Origin of the sequence: Prevotella sp. CAG:592 (assembly GCF_000436015.1) — a bacterium.
In the GTDB taxonomy this organism is placed as follows: domain Bacteria; phylum Bacteroidota; class Bacteroidia; order Bacteroidales; family Bacteroidaceae; genus Prevotella; species Prevotella pectinovora.
This window is the reverse complement of the sequence record NZ_FR892555.1, coordinates 1-874: the sequence shown is the minus strand read 5'-3', so window position 1 is coordinate 874 and position 874 is coordinate 1. Positions and strand designations below refer to the sequence as shown.

Annotated in this window: 1 pseudogene; it reads right to left on the bottom strand. The window is 49.4% G+C overall.

Annotated features, from left to right (window positions below):
- Window positions 1-874: pseudogene (locus tag QVO99_RS04430) on the bottom strand (BREX-1 system adenine-specific DNA-methyltransferase PglX); the annotation flags it as partial.

The window sequence follows — 874 nt, the reverse complement described above, 5'->3', positions numbered from 1 at the left end:
TATCATCGCTTGGTTTTTCTGAAGGTTCAACAAGATATTGCCATTTCTTTTGCAGCTGTGTTTCGTATGGATTATTGTCCAGATAGATTCTGCCCACGGTGTTCTGCACCATGTATTTCACAATCCAGTTAGGGGTGAAGATCTGTGTGGCTGCAGGAATCTCATCAGCCTCGAACTTGCCCTTCTTGGCAAACACCTCGTCCTTGCGCTCTGAGATATAGAACTGATAAAGCCATCCAATCAACTCAGGTGACTGGAAGTCTTCATCGGTGATAAATTCGGTATGATTTAAAAGGTCCACGAAACCGCCTTCTGCCAGGATGTTGTTGGGCAGAAGCAGCTCGGTGTAGTCGGCGATACTGCCGAAACACTGGTTGATGATTGGATTATCGTGGCACCAGGCTGTAATGAGGATGGCAAACTGCTCTGTCACCTTGGTGTCGTCATCGAGAAGTTCCACGAGTCGCTGGCGCAACTCTTCCTTCATCTGCGGAATGCGTCCCTGTCGGGCTTCATCCACGATGACGGGAGTGCGTGCAGCATCAGCATACGTCAGAACCGGACTGCAGAGATTGTTCTTCTGCAGGATTCGGATGGCGCAGAGGCGGTTGAACCAGGTGTAGGCAGCTTCCTCATACACCTCGCTGATACCTTTCTGCTGAATACGGTTATAGAGGGACATCCACTGATAGTAGAAGCCCTCTGTCTGCAACTGCTCATTCCAGAGAGAGCCGCCCTGCATCAGCTGAGGCTTGTTCTTCTCTGCTACATTGCCATGCTTGTCGAAACCAAGCGTAGTAATCTTGGCAGCAATGCCGGCTTTCAATATATTTCGTGCTTCGGTAGCGAAGCGTTTGATTCTATTTGTGTCCAC